The 299-nt window shown below is 62.9% G+C and carries 1 protein-coding gene; it reads left to right on the top strand.

Translation table 11 applies throughout. From position 1 onward, the window contains the following. Positions 1 to 299 (top strand): FAD-dependent thymidylate synthase (locus ACFDS3_RS20090; RefSeq protein ID WP_375264103.1); only part of this gene is annotated, 299 nt, incomplete at both ends.

Genomic DNA, 299 nt, shown 5'->3' with positions numbered 1-299 from the left:
GGCCTGGTGCGCATGGTGGACTACATGGGCGATGACGCGGCCGTTCTGCAGGCGGCGCGGGTCAGCTACGGGCGCGGCACGGGCTCCGTCCTGAGCGACGAGGATCTGACGCGCTACCTCATGCGCCACTGGCATTCGACTCCCTTCGAGATGTGCGAATTGAAGCTGCATGTGAAACTGCCTGTATTTGTCGCAAGACAATGGATCCGGCACCGGACGGCCAACGTGAACGAATACTCGGCCCGCTACTCGATCCTGAACCGCGAGTTCTACATTCCGCGCCCCGAGGATCTGGCGGC

The sequence above is a fragment of the Palleronia sp. genome (assembly GCF_042089775.1).
Lineage (GTDB): Bacteria > Pseudomonadota > Alphaproteobacteria > Rhodobacterales > Rhodobacteraceae > Palleronia.
This window is presented reverse-complemented; position numbering and strand designations above follow the sequence as displayed.